The organism is Billgrantia hypersalina (genome assembly GCF_052584175.1).
On the sequence record NZ_JBMIQI010000003.1, the window covers coordinates 90,132 to 106,810 of the forward strand.

Sequence of the window (16,679 nt, forward strand, 5' to 3'; positions counted from 1 at the left end):
ACATAGAGAATCGCCTATTGTAGGAAGGCTTAGATTCAATTGGAATCCATACCACGCAATCTTCACAATCCGCGACTACCCTGCCATTGCATCATTAGAAGAAGGGAGTCTCATGCCCGACATCGTTGTGATGTTCTTTCTGCTCGGCCTGCTTGCCGGCATCGTGAAGTCCGACCTGACCATTCCCAAGGCCGCCTACGACACCCTGAGCCTGCTGCTGATGCTGACCATCGGCCTCAAGGGCGGCATGTCGCTGTACGGCAATCTCCACTGGTCCCTGATACCGGAACTGCTCGCCGTGGCAGCACTGGGGGGGTTGATCCCGCTGGTCCTGATGCCAGTGCTGCGCCGCCTGGTACGGCTCTCACCCGCCGACAGCGCCAGCGTAGCCGCTCACTACGGCTCGGTGAGCGCCGGCACCTTTGCCGTGGCGCTGGCCTTTGCCGAGAGCCGCGCCTTGCCCATCGGCGCCGAGGTCACGCTCTACCTGGTGATGATGGAACTGCCGGCGATCATGGTCGCCATTGCGCTTTACCGTCGCCATGCCGGCAAGGGCTCCGGCGAAGCGATGCAGGGCATCTGGCACGAGACGCTGACCAACCGCGGCGTGATCCTGCTGGCAGGCGGGGCGGTGATCGGTGCCATGTACGGTCCGGCGGAAGGTGCCGACGTCACCGACCTGCTGATGGGCGCCTTCCACGCCGTGCTGGCCCTGTTCCTGCTCCAAATGGGCCTGACCGCGGCGGAAACCCTGCGCCCCATTCCCTGGTTCCACTGGCGTCTTCTCACCTTCGCCCTGGTGGCGCCGTTCTGCCTGGCGATGGCCGGCCTGTCGGTCGGCCTGCTGTTGGGACTGCCCACCGGCTCGCTGATGATTCTCACGGCACTCGCCGCCAGTGCGTCGTACATCGCCGCGCCGGCCGCCATGCGCACCGCCATTCCCCAAGCCAACATCGGCCTGGCCATGCTGGCCTCCCTCGGCTTCACTTTTCCTCTGAACGTGTTGATTGGGATTCCTCTCTACCACAAGCTCACTCTGCTCATGAGCTGAGCCAGTCCAAGCCACCGGCCCAGGGCCGGTGGCATCTTTCTTCGACATTCGTCGCACGTCCCGAGGCTGCACTTTACGTTAACGTCAACCTCGCCTAGTCTTGTACCATCCTGAATACACTGCGAGCCGCTGTTGCGTCCGCACTGCTAGCCAACCGCTGGTCTACCACTGACACAAGGGAGTTCCGCCGCCATGTTCACGTCCTACAAGCCCCTCGACTTCGGCCTCGATGACGAACTCAACATGCTGCGCGACCACGTGAATGCCTTCGCTCGCGACGAGATCGCCCCGCGCGCCGCCGAGATCGACGAGAAGAACGAGTTTCCCAACGAGCTGTGGCGGAAGTTCGGCGACATGGGCCTGCTCGGCATTACCGTGCCGGAAGAGGACGGTGGCAGCGGCATGGGTTACCTGGCGCACTGCATCGCCATGGAGGAAATCTCCCGCGCCAGCGCCTCGGTAGGCCTCTCCTACGGTGCACACTCCAACCTGTGCGTGAACCAGCTCAAGATCAACGCCAGTGCCGAGCAGAAGGCCAAGTACCTGCCCAGGCTGATCAGCGGCGAGCACGTCGGCGCACTGGCCATGTCCGAGCCGGGTGCCGGTTCCGATGTGGTCTCGATGAAGCTGCGCGCCCGCAAGGACGGCGACAAGTACATTCTCAACGGCAACAAGATGTGGATCACCAACGGCCCCGATGCCGATGTGCTGGTGGTCTACGCCAAGACCGACCCGGACGCCGGCTCCAAGGGCATTACCGCCTTCATCATCGAGAAGGGCTTTGCCGGCTTCTCCACCGCCCAGAAGCTCGACAAGCTGGGCATGCGCGGCTCCAACACCTGCGAACTCGTGTTCCAGGATTGCGAAGTGCCGGCCGAGAACATCCTGGGCGAGGAAGGCAAAGGCGTGCGCGTACTGATGAGCGGCCTGGACTACGAGCGCACCGTGCTCGCCGCCGGCCCCATCGGCATCATGCAGGCCGCCATGGATGTCGTGGTGCCCTATGTCCACGAGCGCAAGCAGTTCGATCAGTCCATCGGTGAGTTCCAGCTGGTGCAAGGCAAGATCGCCGACATGTACACCACGCTGAACGCCTGCCGCGCGTACCTCTACACCGTGGCGGCCGCCTGCGACCGCGGCCAGACGTCGCGCAAGGATGCCGCCGGCGTGATCCTCTACTGCGCCGAGAAAGCCACCCAGGTGGCGCTGGACGCCATCCAGCTGCTTGGCGGCAACGGCTACATCAACGAGTACCCCACCGGGCGCCTGCTGCGCGACGCCAAGCTCTACGAGATCGGTGCCGGCACCAGCGAGATTCGCCGCATGCTGATCGGTCGCGAGTTGTTCAACGAGTCCAAGTAAGGGGAACCCCGATGGCGATCCTGAACACCCAAGTCAATCCGCGCAGCGACGGCTTCCAGGCCAACGAAAAGGCCATGCGCCACGAGGTGATGAAGCTGCGCGAGCTGACCGCGGCCATCAGCCAGGGCGGCGGCGAGAAAGCACGCACGCGGCACGAATCCCGCGGCAAGCTGTTCGTGCGCGACCGCATCGACCACCTCATCGACGAGGGCTCGCCGTTCCTCGAGTTCTCGGCGCTGGCCGCGCATGAGGTCTACGAGAGCGACGTGCCCGCCGCGGGCGTGGTGACGGGTATCGGCCGCGTTTCCGGCGTGGAGTGCGTGATCGTCGCCAACGACGCCACCGTCAAGGGCGGCACGTACTACCCCCTCACGGTGAAAAAACACATTCGCGCCCAGGAGATCGCCCGCAAGCACCGCCTGCCCTGCATCTACCTGGTCGACTCCGGCGGCGCCTTCCTGCCCCGCCAGGACGAAGTGTTCCCCGACCGCGATCACTTCGGCCGCATCTTCTACAACCAGGCCACCCTCTCCGCCGAAGGCATCCCGCAGATCGCCGTGGTGATGGGCTCCTGTACCGCCGGCGGCGCCTACGTGCCGGCCATGGCCGACGAGTCGATCATCGTCAAGGAACAGGGCACCATCTTCCTCGGCGGCCCGCCACTGGTAAAAGCCGCCACCGGCGAGAGCATCAGCGCCGAGGACCTGGGCGGTGCCGACGTGCACGCCAAGAAGAGCGGCGTCGCCGACCACTACGCCGAGAACGACGCCCACGCCCTGCAGCTCGCCCGCGCCTGTGTGTCGCGGCTGAACTGGCAGAAGCGCGGCCAGCTCAAGATGCAGGAGCCCAGGCCCCCGCGTCTCGACCCCAGCGAGCTCTACGGCATCGTCGGCACCGATCTCAAGAAGCCGTTCGACGTGCGCGAGGTGATCGGCCGCATCGTCGACGACTCCGACTTCGACGAGTTCAAGCGCTACTACGGCGACACCCTGGTCACCGGCTTCGCCCATATCCACGGCTACCCGGTGGGCATCGTCGCCAACAACGGCGTGCTGTTCTCCGAATCCGCCGTGAAGGGCGCGCACTTCATCGAGCTGTGCGCCCAGCGCAAGATCCCGCTGGTGTTCCTGCAGAACATCACCGGCTTCATGGTCGGCTCCAAGTACGAGCACGAAGGCATCGCCAAGCACGGCGCCAAGCTCGTCACCGCGGTGGCCTGCGCCAAGGTGCCCAAGTTCACCGTGCTGATCGGTGGCAGTTTCGGCGCCGGCAACTACGGCATGTGCGGCCGCGCCTACGATCCCAATCTCCTCTTCATGTGGCCCAACGCGCGCATCTCGGTGATGGGCGGCGAACAGGCTGCCGGCGTGCTGGCCCAGGTCAAGCGCGAGCAGTACGAACGTGAAGGCCGCGAGTGGAGCAAGGAAGACGAAGAAGCCTTCAAGCAACCCACCCGCGAACAGTACGAGCGCCAGGGTCACCCCTACTACGCCAGCGCCCGGCTGTGGGACGACGGCGTGATCGACCCGGCCCAGACCCGCGACGTGCTGGGGCTGTCGCTTGCCGCTGCGATGAACGCGGAAGTGGAATCCACCAAGTTCGGCGTATTCCGGATGTGAGGTCGCCATGACACAGACATACTCGAACCTGAACATTGACGACCGCGGCGTGGCCCGGCTGACACTGAATCGCCCCGACGTGCACAACGCCTTCGACGACAACCTGATCGCCGAACTCAACGAGCATCTTCACAAGCTCCACGACGACGCCCGCCACGGTGAGGTGCGCGTGGTGGTGCTGGGCTCCGAGGGCAAGAGCTTCTCCGCCGGTGCCGACCTGAACTGGATGAAGCGCATGGTCGAGTACGACTTCGAGGGCAACCTGGCCGACTCGCGCAAACTCTCCCAGTTGATGCACGGCCTGGACAGCCTGCCCTGCCCCACCATTTGCCGTGTTCAGGGAGCAGCCTTCGGCGGCGCCGTGGGCCTGGCCGCCTGCTGTGACGTGGTGATCGCCAGCGAAAAGGCCAAGTTCTGCCTCTCCGAGGTGAAGATCGGCCTCTCGCCCGCGGTAATCAGCCCTTACGTGCAGCGCGTCCTGGGCTCGCGCCAGATGCGCCGCTACGCGCTCACCGCCGAAGTCATCGACGCCGACAAGGCGCTGGAACTGGGCCTGGCCCACCAGATCGTCGGCCACGACCACATCGACGATGCCGTCAGCGAGATGATCGAGACGCTGCTGGCCGGCTCGCCCCAGGCCCAGCGCGCCACCAAGGCGCTGCTGGCCGAAGTGGCCCGCGACGCCGACAGCAAGGCCACCCGCGAGCACACCTGCCGCGTGATCAGCGAGCTGCGCGTGAGCGCCGAAGGTCAGGAAGGCCTGACCAGCTTCTTCGAGAAGCGCCGCCCCGCCTGGGCCGACGACACTACGAATTCCTCGGAGCGCCGCTCATGAGCCAGACCGATTCCCGCACCACCCCATTCGACACCCTGCTGGTGGCCAACCGCGGCGAGATCGCCTGCCGCGTGATGCGCACCGCCCGCGCCATGGGCCTGCGCACCGTGGCCGTTTACTCCGACGCCGACGCCAACGCCCGCCACGTGCGCGAAGCCGACGAAGCCGTGCGCCTGGGCCCGGCCGCCGCCCGCGAGAGCTACCTGAAGGTAGAAGCGGTGGTGGAAGCCGCCAAGCGCACCGGTGCCGGTGCCATTCACCCCGGCTACGGCTTCCTCTCCGAGAACGGCGCCTTCGTCCAGGCGCTGGACGCCGCCGGCATCACCTTCGTCGGCCCCCCCGCCTCCGCCATTGCCGCCATGGGCGACAAGTCCGCCGCCAAGGCGCGCATGGCCAACGCCGGCGTGCCGCTGGTGCCGGGTTATCACGGCGACGACCAGGACGACGCCCTGCTGCGGCGCGAAGCCGATGAGATCGGCTACCCGGTGCTGCTCAAGGCCAGCGCTGGCGGTGGTGGCAAGGGCATGCGCGTGGTGGAGAGCGGCGAGAACTTCCAGGCCGCGCTGGACGGCTGTCGCCGCGAGTCCCAGGCCGCCTTCGGCGACACCCGCATGCTGATCGAGAAGTACCTGACCCAGCCGCGCCACGTCGAGGTTCAGGTGTTCTGCGACAGCCACGGCAACGGTGTCTACCTGTTCGAGCGCGACTGCTCCGTGCAGCGCCGCCACCAGAAAGTGCTCGAGGAAGCCCCCGCCCCCGGCATGACGCCCGAGCTGCGCCGCGAGATGGGCGAAGCCGCCGTGCGCGCCGCCAAGGAGATCGGCTACGTGGGCGCCGGCACCGTCGAGTTCCTGCTCGACAAGGACGGCTCGTTCTACTTCATGGAGATGAACACCCGCCTGCAGGTGGAGCACCCCGTCACCGAGATGATCACCGGCCAGGACCTGGTCGAGTGGCAGCTGCGCGTGGCCATGGGCGAAGCGCTGCCGCTGTCGCAGGAAGAGCTGACCATTACCGGCCACAGCTTCGAGGCACGTCTCTACGCCGAAGACCCGGAGCAGGACTTCTTGCCCGCCACCGGCCGCCTCGAGCGCTTCGCCATGGACCTCAAGGGCGCCGGCCTCGACCCGCGCCAGGTGCGCCTGGACAGTGGCGTGGAAACCGGCGACGCCGTTTCCATGCACTACGACCCCATGCTGGCCAAGCTGATCGTTCACGGCGACGACCGCAACCAGGCACTCTCCACCTTGAACCGGGCCCTGGCGGCACTGGACGTACAGGGGGTGGTGACCAACCGCGCCTTCCTGCAGCGGTTGGCCACGCACCCTGCCTTTCGCAACGCGGAGCTGGACACCCGCTTCATCGAGAAGAACGAAGCCACCCTCTTCGCGCCCAAGCAGTACGGCATCGAGGAGTACGCCGGCGCCGCGCTGATCGGCCTGAACCAGCTCGCCCGTGAGTGCGAGAGCGATTCGCCGTGGGACCGCCACGACGGCTTCCGCCTCAACGCCCCGCACACCATCCGCATCGCCCTGTGCGACCCGGCCCACGTGCAGGAGGACGAAAGGTCGGAACACGTGGTGGTCGTGGAAGGCACCCGGGAAAGCGATGCCGACCCGTGGGATCTGACCATCGGCGGCGAGACCCTCACCGCCCGCCTTCAGCACCTGGAAGGCGACGCCGTGGCCGTCACCCTCAACGGGCACCGCCGCCGCCTGCAGGCACGCCGCGACGGCAACGTCGTCGTGATGGTCGACCCGCGTGGCGAAACCCGCCTGTTCTGGCGCCGCATCGACGCCATCGATCATGGCCACCATGAAGCCGAATCGACCCTCACCGCGCCGATGCACGGCACCGTGGTCGCGCTGCTGGTGGAAGCGGGTCAGAAGGTGGAGAAAGGCATGCCGCTGATGGTCATGGAGGCCATGAAGATGGAACACACCATGACCGCCCCCGCCGACGGCCACGTGGAAAGCTTCCACTTCAATGCCGGCGATACGGTTGGCCAGGGCGATGTGTTGCTGGAATTCGCTCCCGCAGAGTGAGCTGACTACGGAGCCGAGAGCGCCAAGGTGAGCGGCGCCGGGGCCAGGATGCAGTGCGAGGCAAATGTAGCGCCCTGGCTAAGGCTTGAAAAGTCGGCGAGCGAAGGTCAGACAAGGCAGAAAACGGCGAAAAGACGGAGTTTACGTGTTTGTAAATGAGCACTTTGAGCCGTTTTCTAACGCAGTATGACCGAGCGCAGCCAGTTTTCAGGCATAGCCAAGGAAGGATTCACAGCGCCTCCGCGAAGGCTTGGCGCCGGATCAGCCGCGGTTCATAACCTCGGCCGTGAACAGGAAGGAGTGTAGAACATGGCATTTCCCAAGCGCGTGCGCCTGGTCGAGGTCGGCCCTCGCGACGGGCTGCAGAACGAACCCAACCCGATCGATACGGCCACCAAGCTGGAACTGATCGACCGCCTGGGTGCTGCCGGCATCGGCTATATCGAAGCCGCCAGCTTCGTCTCGCCCAAGTGGGTGCCGCAAATGGCCGATCACCGCGAAGTGATGACCGGCCTCAAGCGCCGCCAAGGCATCACCTACGCCGCCCTCACCCCCAACCTCAAGGGGCTGGAAGCGGCGCTGGAGTGCGGCGTGGAAGAAGTGGCGGTATTCGGCGCCGCGAGTGAAGCCTTCTCGCAGAAGAACATCAACTGCTCCGTCGCCGAATCCCTGGAGCGCTTCGCCCCGGTACTGGAACGAGCGAAAGCGGCCAACGTGCGCGTGCGTGGCTACGTCTCCTGCGTGCTCGGCTGCCCCTACGAAGGCGAGATCGCCCCGGCCAAGGTGGCCGAAGTTTCAAAGGCACTCTATGACATGGGCTGCTACGAAGTCTCGCTCGGCGACACCATCGGCACGGGCACCCCACTCGCCGCCAAGCGCATGATCGAAGCCGTGAGCCGCGACATCCCCATGGAAAAGCTCGCCGCCCACTTCCATGATACGTACGGGCAGGCACTGGCCAACCTCTACGCCGTGCTGGAAGAAGGCATCAGCGTGGTGGACAGCTCCGTCGCCGGCCTCGGCGGCTGCCCCTACGCCAAGGGCGCCTCCGGCAACGTAGCCAGTGAAGACGTCGTCTACCTGCTCAACGGCCTCGGCATCGAGACCGGCATCGACCTCGACAAGCTCGCCGATACCGGCACCTGGATCACCCAGACCATCGGCCGGCCGAATCGGTCGAAGGTAGGCGTGGCGCTGGCGGCGAAGTAATTAGGTGACAGTAACGCAAAGCCCCCGAGTCATGCGGATGACTCGGGGGCTTTTGATTCTTACGCCATGTTTTGCTGCGGCGGCATCTACACTGGATAGAGCATTCCAACCCACAATGACAATGCATGGGCAAACCATGCGAGGGGGCCATATGGCCGGCAATGCTCCTGATATCCAGACCATCAAGGAGGGCATGCGTAAGACCTGGATGGCCGGCGATTTCGGTGAAATCGCCAAATACATCCAGCACCATGCCGACGACTTCATTTCCGATTTGAACATCACGCCCGGGATCCGACTGCTCGATGTCGCCTGCGGTACAGGCAACCTGGCGATTCCAGCGGCCCGCGCCGGGGCATCGGTCACGGGAATCGATATCGCCGACAACCTGATCGAACAGGCCCGTACTCGAGCACGCACCGAAGGCCTGGACATTCACTTCGAGGTTGACGATGCCGAGCGTCTGGCCCAACCCGATGCTGCGTTCGACGTGGTAGTGAGCATGTACGGGGCCATGTTCGCTCCACGACCCGAGCGTGCTGCCGCTGAAATGGTGCGTGTATGCCGCCCCGGCGGCACTATCGCCATGGCCAACTGGATGCCGGATAGCTTCATCGGCGATATGTTCAAGCTCGTCGGCCAGCACGCTCCGCCCCCTGAAGGGGTGCCTTCGCCCGCGCTCTGGGGGGACCCCGCCACGGTACGCCAGCGCCTGCGTGAGGGGGTCAGCGAGCTGAACACTAAACCGGTGACTGTCATCTTCCAGTATCCCTTTTCTGTGCCCGAAGTGGTCGAATTCCACAGAATCTTCTTCGGCCCCATCGAACGCGCCTGGGCCAGGCTCGCAGAAGACGAGCGTGAGTCACTGCGTCGCGATCTCGAGGCTCACTGGAACCGTCATAACGAAGCCACTGACGGTAGTACTCGAGTCAAGGCTCAGTATCTGCAAGTGGTGGCTACCCGGACAGCATCCTGACACGTTGCCGCTAATGGACAAGCCTTCATCAGGGAGGATGAAGGTAGGTCCCATTACGGAGGGGATCTTCTAAATCCCCTGGCTTACGCAGGCCTGGCCATCGGCACGGTAGGCACCGGGGCCTTAGTGATAGGAGTTTGCTTCACTCATGCAAGCGCGGCCTCCTGCCGTTCGCGGTAGGAAGCCATCTCCACTTTGCCAAGCTGTGGAGTGAGCTGGCAGCGCTGGCGGGACCAGGGGTAGTCGATCTGGGCCTTGAGGAGAGCGGCGCCCTCGCCCTTCTTCCAGGCTTCCAGATCCAGGTCGCGCCAGTAGCGCGGGTTACGTCCGGTTTGCCGGTCGTGCTCTGCGGTGGTGGGGTCGAGATGGCGGAAAGGCTCCAGGCGTGGCACGTCGGGCATGGGCTGGCTCACGTCCATGTAGCGCTGCAGCATGTCCCATGTGGCGTGCACCTCGTGCTTATGGTCGACGATGGCGCTAAGTGTGGTCTGGCTGAACTGCTTGCCGGTGTAGCGGTGCACGAACATCAGCCGATAGAAGATACCGCCACGCTGCACCACTCGCTCAACATAGCCATCGAACTCGACGAAAGGCGCCTTCAGCGGCGGCTTCTTCTTGCCTTGGGCGAAGCTCACCATTCCGGTTTGGCGGTTGAATTCGCTGCAGCGGTTGTCCATGTAGCGCCGACCCTGGCGGGAAAAATATTTGTGAAGAGGCGACGTTGCCAAAACGACAAAATTTATAGAAAACTGGTTAATATAAGGTACAGTAACAATCAGAGAAATAAATCCTACTGCAAAAAAAAGCAGTCCTAAAAAAATGGATAGCACACCAATTGCAAAATCCAAATAAAAGGTCAATTTCGTACTAACATACATCAAGAGAATGCCTAATACGGTAAAAATAAAATATGGAATTGCAACAAGAAAAACAGACATTCCTAAATTATGCCTAAGGAAGCGTATCCTTTGGTGATCCCACCACCAGTCATCCGTCTCATAGAATGACTTGTCCTGATGATCCTGATGCTGAACGAACTCAGCATCCTCACAGAGCTGTTGGTAGGGATCGATACCGGCGTAATCGCCAAAGGGCAGTAGCTCCTCACCGATACGCTCGCGCTTCTTTGGCGGTACAGGCATCGCGGGAATGGAACCAGCACGGTAAGCATCGGCGCCATAATGGCAGGAGTTTTCCCCTTTCATACCTGAAACTCCTTGATGTACCAGTAACGTAGATCCTGGGAGCGCCCCGTGAAGGATCTGATGAAATCAGCGATCGGATTGTTCACCGTACGATACGACCGGGCCGGCAATGCATCGTGCTGTCCTTCCACAAATGGCTCGTACTCGCTCAACAATGGGGTGGGTAGCACCATCTCGCCCAGCTCCCACTCGATTCTCGCCTGCAGGGCGATGCGCAGGCGTGCCGTGGAAGACACGTTGGTGCCAGCCATCTGGAAGCTCTCCTCCGCCACTTTACGCTTGACAAGAAAGCGTACCGCACTTTGCTGCGGCAGCAACTGGCGCTTACCGATCTCGAATGGCTCCGGTGTACGAGTGATATACGAGAGCCGCTCATAAGTACCAAGGGGTGTAATGGTGCCGGTATCGGTCTGCTCCAGCTCTTGAACCGCAAGGCTCAGAGTTTCTCCAATCTTGTAGCGGCTGATCAGCGGCGTATTGATGGTGACTACATAGTCGCGATTGCTAGGGGTATCTGTCGTGGATTCCCATACGCTTTCCAGCAACGCCTGGCGCTCTTCGGTACCCAAGCTACCGTAGCGTGTCACCTCGATCTGCGCCGGGCTCAGCAGCGTCAACAGCTGAGGGTAATAACCGGTATCGTCAGCTGATGCCATGGCGCTATCGGGATGGGTCCCCAAGGGCCCCTGCTTGAGCAGTTGCTCGAAAGGGATATCCTGGTTCATCGCGGCATAGCTGGACCCGCCTATGGCCAGCCCCAGGCCCAGCAGCGCCCATCCCCAGCCAGGAATCATGATCAGTCCCGCCATCAGGGGGGCAGCCAGGAATAGCACACCGCCGGCAATCGCAACACCATGGCCGAGAGCCGCATCACGATCCCCCTGCTGTAAGCTATTACGCAGCTCCCAGCTGCTGACTCCAACCACCATCACACCAGCGAAAAAGTTAACCAGACCAATGGTACGAACTAATGTACCCGCCCCCACCTTAGCCAATCTTTTCCCAACAATAGGCCAGTTCTTAACATCAAACAAAGGTCTTTGAATAATGCGACCCGCCATTGAGGTTGGCTCTGGATGTAGAGCAGCATGCAATTTCATTATTGCGGCGCCCAGATCTACTGCGCTAGTCATCACCTTAGAAAACTGAAGCCCCGTCAGTTCACCATCATTACGTGCTTCAACTGCAATTGAAATTTCTCGCCCAAGGTTATATATCGCAAACCCCACCAACAATCTCGATACTGCTGGGCCATCTATCACCACTTTTACTTGCCCCGCAAGCTTGGCCAGGCGCAGTTGCGCGACCTTCGCGGCTTCGGGGTGGCCGGCGGGGAGTACGTACACCAGGACATGACCGGCGACTTGGCGGATAGCGTCGTCGACTTCCGACGACATGCGTTTCGGGCTGGTCGAGGTTTGCACTTTGCCCCTAGGGTCAACCTGCTCGGCGTAGAGGTAGTCTCGCTGGGTCTGGAGGATGCCACTGGTACGGTCGCGCTCGGTCAGGCCCCACTCGATGCCGTCGCCATGCACACCGACGATGACGTAGCGGCTCAAGTCGACATCGCTGCGATGCATGACTTGCAGCTCGCCCCTCAGGGAGCCATCGACCAGGTTGGCATGGGTACCCACGGCGGTGAACACACGGCGCATGTGGATCACGTCTACATCGTCGCCGACCCGCTCCGCTGCCCGCAGCACGGCCTGGCTCCATTGCCCCACCACCGTATTGACCAAGCCGCCAACCTTGCCGGCGTTGGCCACACTGAGCACACCGGCCTGCTGGGCTTGTTCCTGCTCGGTCAGGTTTTGGGCGATCAACCCCAGGGTCTCCAGCCCCAGGCTCGCGGCCAGGGCTTCGTCGATGTCGCGGTCGTCCTGGGCAAGCCGGCGCAGGAAGGCAGGCCGGAAGTTGCCGCTGCCGTCGTTGTTGTCGTCATCAGCCGCTGCTTCAGCGGCCTCGTTCTCCTCGGCACTCCAGAGCGTTTGCAGCTCCCGGTCGGTCAACAGCGTCTTGAGCAGTTGCCGGGTACGGGCTTCCTGGTGGGTGTCGCCCTGGTCGTGGAGCACACCGGGAAGCTGTTGCAGCACGCCGTAGAGGTCGCCACACAGGGCGTAGCCTTCGCAGATGCCCAGCTCATCGTGGCTGGTAGAATCGCGTAGCACGGCGGTGAGCTGGCCCTGGCTGGCCAGTTGCTGGAGCGCGTCGAGCTGAGCGCGCACGACATCAAGCGCGGCGTTGCGTTCGGCCTGCTCCAGGGTGGCATCGAGCTTGGCCGGGTCGATGGCGCCCTGAAACTCGGCAAGCGGATTCGCTTCGCCACTGCTCGGCGCGGTAAAGAGGGCCTGACGAATGAGCTTGGCCGAATGCCCCAAGGGATTGTCGGCCAGCCGGCTGTCGAGGCCATCCAGGTAGTGTTCGGCGAGGTGGATTTGGGCCAGGGCATGGCGCAGCGTGAACAGGGGGTCCGGTAGTGCCACGGCGACGATGCCTGGGTTATCGCGGATGGCATCCAGCAAATCGGTGCCCGCCTCGCACTCCAGCGCCAGGGTGGCAGCACGATCGGTTTCCCCGGCCTGCTCCCATAAGGCCTTGAGCTTGGCGCACAGTTCATCGTCTGCCGGCGCGGTAAAGTCGGGAGTAAAAGACTCCGGTGCTTGGAGCATCAGCTCGACACCGAGGTCGCGTTCGCGTAGTACCGGCTGCTCGGCCACGCGACCGGCGGGGAAACCGGTCTGCATGGAGAGCCAGCCTTCCATGTCAAGGATCGCGGCATGGGCATGCCCTACGGATGTGGTGCGCGCCTCGAGTCGGCCAGGATTCGCTTCGAGCCAGGTGATATAGGGCCAGCTCCAGGCAATCTCGCTGTAGGCGAGGCGCACGCGATGCAGGGTAGCCTGCCCCTGCAGCATCGCCGGTAGCAGGATGTCATCGAGCCATTCGCCTTCGCTACCGCGCTCGTTGGGCGTCTCGCCCCGCTCGGCCTGCTCACGATAGTGTTCCAGGTCCACGTCGCTGAGCTTGCCATCGGGGCCGACCTCGAGTTCGCGCCAGAGGCGGTTGTCGAAGAAGACGTAGAGATAACCCGGGCGCAACATGGCAGTGGCGATACCGGTATGGATCGTTACCCCACTCCGCTGAACGGGCCGGTTGCGCCCGATTTCCGCCAGGGGGCGTACGGCCAACAGGGTGTTGTCCTGAAGGTTGCCATCGGTGCGCTCGAAAACGGTTCTGGCATGCTCCACCAGCGGTATCTCGATCTCGCCGCTGCCTTCACGCTTGGGAATCACCAGCGCCAGGGTGCCGTCTTCCACGTCATCGTATTCGGTACGCCGCCGCACGCCCAGGGCGACTTCCTCATCCTGCAGTTCCTTGAGATCGCCTTCGCTCATCCGTTCTGCTCTCCATTCGTCCGGGCCCGCCCCTTGCGCAGACGCACCTGCTGACCATCCCGGCTACCGCTGGTGACGTCGACGAGCAACTCCCGTTCACCCAGGCCTTCTGCCTCGACCAGCGGCGCCCGTTGGCTCGGCCCTTGGCCGGAGAAGGTGGCCTGCGAGTGTTCTTCTCCCTCAGCGTGCCGTGGCAGCTCCGGGGGCTGGGCCCCCTGCCCGCTCCCCGAACCGGGACTGCCGCCGGAGTTGATCTTGACCTGGGCGCCGACGATGGTGATGCCGCTGGGGTCGAGCTTGAGGAAGCTGCCCCCGGCTTGAAGGGTGATCTCGGCGCCGGCGTCGATCACCGTTCTGCTGCCGGCCTTGTGGTGAATCTCCCGCCCGGCTTCGACGAGCAGGGCGCGAGCGGTCTTTTCGTGGCGGGTGGCGCCGACGATGAGGTGGTCGTCGCCGTCGACCTGGGTGTGGCGCTGGCCATGCACGCTGAGGTGGTCGTCGGCGTGGATCTCACCGAGGCGATGGCGGCAAACCGTGAGGTGGCTGTCGTTGCCGATCTCTTCGGTGCGGTTGTGATTCGTCAGCAGCTCCAGGTCTTTCTGGGCGTGCAGCCAGATCTGTTCCTGGCCCGCTTCGTCCTCCAGGCGCAGTTCGTTGAACCCCTCGCCCTGGTGGCTCTGGGTGCGGATGACGGTGCGGGTCTTGTGGGCCGGGAGTGCGTAGGGCGGCGTATTGACGGCGTTGTAGACGCGCCCGGTGATCAACGGCTGGTCGGGATCGCCCTCGAGGTAGCTGACGATCACTTCATGACCAATGCGGGGGATGGCGAGGCTGCCGTAGCCGCCACCGGCCCAGTCCTGGCTCACCCTGAGCCAAGCACTGGCGGTTTCGTTGGGCTCGGCGTAGCGGTCCCAGGGGAACTGAACCTTGACCCGGCCGTGCGCGTCGCAGTAAATCTCTTCGCCTTCGGGCCCGACGACGAAGGCGACCTGCGGGCCGTCGACCCGGGGCCGGGGGGCGGGCTCGGGGCGCCAGGTCAGGTCGGCGGGCATCAGCACCAGTTCGTTGTGGTAGCGAGTCATGCCGCCTTCCGTGCCGTCAACTCCCTCTCCTTGGCCTTGGCCGATGCTCTGAAGGAAACTGTCCTCTTCCAGGGCCTGGGGCTGGCTACCGTGGTGGACGACCTGGATGACCTGCCAATCCTGATTGAGCTCGTCGAGGTCGTGGTCGGTCAGAGTGAAGTGCACACCGGGGGCGAGTTCGGGCAGGTCGCTCTCGGCGTCGGCGGTGCTGGCCTCCTGGCGCAACGCTTCGAGGCGTATGCGGGTAAAGGCCTCGCCGGAGGCGTCGTGCTTGTAGCGGCCGGGGAAGTCGTAGTGCTCGTACCCTTTTTCTACGACGGCCCTCTGCCCGTGGGCTTCGAGATCGCGTGCGGCGTGGTCGTGCCGTTGCCCGTAGGCCGGGCGCTTGAACGAGTAGTCCTTGAGCGTGGTGGAGGCCGGGGCGATGCGGGCGAACTGCTCGAGCTTGCGCACGTGGCGGGTCGGCGGCGTGCCGCCAGCGCAGCTATGGTAGGTGCGGCTGCCCAGGTGAGTAAGAACCTGGGGCGCGTCGGCGAAGACCAGGCGGTGAGCGGCTCGCGCTCCTGCTTCCCCACCGACCTCAAAGAACTCATGAAAGTAGAACAACCCCTCTTCGGCGGCGAGGCGCTCGACGAAGGCCAGGTCGGTCTCACGGTACTGAACGCAGTATTCCCGCGGCTCGGGTTCGCGGGTGGCGACGAAGGCGATGTCGGTCAGGCCATGCTCATCGCACAGGGTGTTGAGCACGGTGAGCGGCGAGACCTCCTGGAAGATACGCGAGTTGTGTCGCAGGCCGAGGCGCCACAGCGCGGGACGGATCTCGATCCGGTAGAAGGTGCGGCGGTGGCCGCGGTCGCCGCGGGCGAACTCGCTGACGATACCGTGGACACGGCGCAGCACCTCGCCTTCCTGCCAGATCGTCAGGGTGGCCTCGCGGTCGAGAACGTCGGCAGCGCCGAGGCTACCGTCGCGGCTGGCGAAACGCACCGTGAGCTCAAAGGGGGCGGAGAGGCGCTCGCGGTGGGTGAACGCGATGACCGCCAGGTCCTCGGTTCCGGACAAGGACAGCGTGAATTGCAATCCGGTGGCCTGGGCCATTTCGCCTCCCTGCGGCTGGAAGTCCATTTATTGATCGTTGGAATGTTCGCGGGTTTCTCGCGCGAAAATCGTAACAATCGCAGGGTCGGGTTTCTGTGGCGCTTCGCCGGTAGAATTGTAGGAAATTGACCACAAAGGAGACTGAGCAGCCCAGGCTGCCTTCCCCCGAAACAAAAAACCCCGGAGCCAAGCATTTGGCTCCGGGGCTTATGACTGTGCCTCAAACAGGCTCATTAGGCTTTCGTACCACCGAGCCCCTTTCCAACACACTGAGCTGGGTCAAAAGGGATCACAAGGCGATTACTTCGTCCCCTTGTCGCACTGATTGCCTTGCGCTGCTTGGCCAGAGTTCTCTGGGCGGCGCGGGCGATGCCGCAGCAGGAACAGGACGCCGCGTACCATCCCACGCCACAGGACGCCGAAAAACGTGGCGAAGCTCTTGGCGCGCAGGCGGGCGTTCCGCCGTTCTACCGCTCGCAGTTTCGGGTCAGGTGACAGGAAAGCCATGTTGGTTCCCTTCGTGACGCGCCCACGTTCTGTCGCAACGGGCGCAGGTTTCCCGCCAAGAATATGACACTCAGCCTATGCTGTGTGCCCTGACAGGAGCTCGCTTCGCCGGTTGCTAGGCTGGCACAGCCTAACGGTATTGTGATAGAGCCGACCGCATCACCTCGGTATCAGCACATGCGCTGAAACCGCCTCAGGCAGCGCAACGGATCACTTCGGTATCAACACCTCTCAGGCCCTTGGTGGCGACGTGCTCTTGGTGGATGCTTGCGGAAATCGTCATCGGGGGAGCTTC

General features: G+C 63.5%; 10 protein-coding genes. 7 read left to right on the top strand and 3 right to left on the bottom strand.

The window, feature by feature from the left end; all coding sequences use genetic code 11:
• Window positions 1–112: 112 nt before the first annotated feature.
• From ACOJCM_RS01380 to ACOJCM_RS01410, 7 genes are all read left to right on the top strand, one after another.
• Window positions 113–1,051, top strand: a complete 939-nt coding sequence (locus ACOJCM_RS01380) for a sodium-dependent bicarbonate transport family permease (protein ID WP_445210265.1) — start codon at window positions 113–115, stop codon at window positions 1,049–1,051.
• A 192-nt stretch (window positions 1,052–1,243) separates the two neighbouring features.
• The gene (locus ACOJCM_RS01385) at window positions 1,244–2,413 is read left to right on the top strand and encodes an isovaleryl-CoA dehydrogenase (RefSeq protein WP_445210266.1); all 1,170 of its coding nucleotides are present in this window, start codon (window positions 1,244–1,246) and stop codon (window positions 2,411–2,413) included.
• 11 nt (window positions 2,414–2,424) lie between these two features.
• Window positions 2,425–4,032 (top strand): carboxyl transferase domain-containing protein, encoded by a 1,608-nt coding sequence (locus ACOJCM_RS01390; protein ID WP_445210267.1) that lies wholly within the window; start codon window positions 2,425–2,427, stop codon window positions 4,030–4,032.
• A 7-nt stretch (window positions 4,033–4,039) separates the two neighbouring features.
• Window positions 4,040–4,867, top strand: coding sequence for an enoyl-CoA hydratase/isomerase family protein (locus ACOJCM_RS01395; RefSeq protein WP_445210268.1), 828 nt, complete (start codon window positions 4,040–4,042; stop codon window positions 4,865–4,867).
• Window positions 4,864–6,912, top strand: coding sequence for an acetyl/propionyl/methylcrotonyl-CoA carboxylase subunit alpha (locus ACOJCM_RS01400; protein ID WP_445210269.1), 2,049 nt, complete (start codon window positions 4,864–4,866; stop codon window positions 6,910–6,912). Before ACOJCM_RS01395 ends, ACOJCM_RS01400 begins: the two co-directional genes overlap by 4 nt.
• Before the next feature lie 309 nt (window positions 6,913–7,221).
• Window positions 7,222–8,121 carry a hydroxymethylglutaryl-CoA lyase gene (locus tag ACOJCM_RS01405; RefSeq protein ID WP_445210270.1) on the top strand — a complete coding sequence of 300 codons (900 nt, stop codon included), beginning with the start codon at window positions 7,222–7,224 and terminating at the stop codon, window positions 8,119–8,121.
• A gap of 151 nt (window positions 8,122–8,272) precedes the next feature.
• Window positions 8,273–9,097, top strand: coding sequence for a class I SAM-dependent methyltransferase (locus tag ACOJCM_RS01410; RefSeq protein ID WP_445210271.1), 825 nt, complete (start codon window positions 8,273–8,275; stop codon window positions 9,095–9,097).
• Between the two features lie 146 nt (window positions 9,098–9,243).
• On the opposite strand, the gene ACOJCM_RS01415 is transcribed toward ACOJCM_RS01410, so the two are convergent.
• Genes ACOJCM_RS01415 through ACOJCM_RS01425 form a run of 3 tightly spaced genes read right to left on the bottom strand, consistent with a single transcriptional unit; the run spans window position 9,244 to window position 15,877 of the window.
• Window positions 9,244–10,302 carry a hypothetical protein gene (locus ACOJCM_RS01415; protein WP_445210272.1) on the bottom strand — a complete coding sequence of 353 codons (1,059 nt, stop codon included), beginning with the start codon at window positions 10,300–10,302 and terminating at the stop codon, window positions 9,244–9,246.
• A complete protein-coding gene (locus tag ACOJCM_RS01420) occupies window positions 10,299–13,697 on the bottom strand; it encodes a toxin VasX (RefSeq protein WP_445210273.1) in 3,399 nt (1,132 codons plus the stop codon). The genes ACOJCM_RS01415 and ACOJCM_RS01420 overlap by 4 nt, the downstream gene beginning before the upstream one ends.
• Window positions 13,694–15,877 (bottom strand): type VI secretion system Vgr family protein, encoded by a 2,184-nt coding sequence (locus ACOJCM_RS01425; RefSeq protein ID WP_445210274.1) that lies wholly within the window; start codon window positions 15,875–15,877, stop codon window positions 13,694–13,696. Before ACOJCM_RS01425 ends, ACOJCM_RS01420 begins: the two co-directional genes overlap by 4 nt.
• Window positions 15,878–16,679: the final 802 nt, after the last annotated feature.

Coding starts and splice junctions, on each gene's coding strand:
- ACOJCM_RS01385 (WP_445210266.1), top strand. CDS start 1,244: ATGTTCACGTCCTACAAGCCCCTCGACTTCGGCCTCGATGACGAACTC.
- ACOJCM_RS01395 (WP_445210268.1), top strand. CDS start 4,040: ATGACACAGACATACTCGAACCTGAACATTGACGACCGCGGCGTGGCC.
- ACOJCM_RS01380 (WP_445210265.1), top strand. CDS start 113: ATGCCCGACATCGTTGTGATGTTCTTTCTGCTCGGCCTGCTTGCCGGC.
- ACOJCM_RS01410 (WP_445210271.1), top strand. CDS start 8,273: ATGGCCGGCAATGCTCCTGATATCCAGACCATCAAGGAGGGCATGCGT.
- ACOJCM_RS01400 (WP_445210269.1), top strand. CDS start 4,864: ATGAGCCAGACCGATTCCCGCACCACCCCATTCGACACCCTGCTGGTG.
- ACOJCM_RS01405 (WP_445210270.1), top strand. CDS start 7,222: ATGGCATTTCCCAAGCGCGTGCGCCTGGTCGAGGTCGGCCCTCGCGAC.
- ACOJCM_RS01390 (WP_445210267.1), top strand. CDS start 2,425: ATGGCGATCCTGAACACCCAAGTCAATCCGCGCAGCGACGGCTTCCAG.
- ACOJCM_RS01425 (WP_445210274.1), bottom strand. CDS start 15,877: ATGGCCCAGGCCACCGGATTGCAATTCACGCTGTCCTTGTCCGGAACC.
- ACOJCM_RS01415 (WP_445210272.1), bottom strand. CDS start 10,302: ATGAAAGGGGAAAACTCCTGCCATTATGGCGCCGATGCTTACCGTGCT.
- ACOJCM_RS01420 (WP_445210273.1), bottom strand. CDS start 13,697: ATGAGCGAAGGCGATCTCAAGGAACTGCAGGATGAGGAAGTCGCCCTG.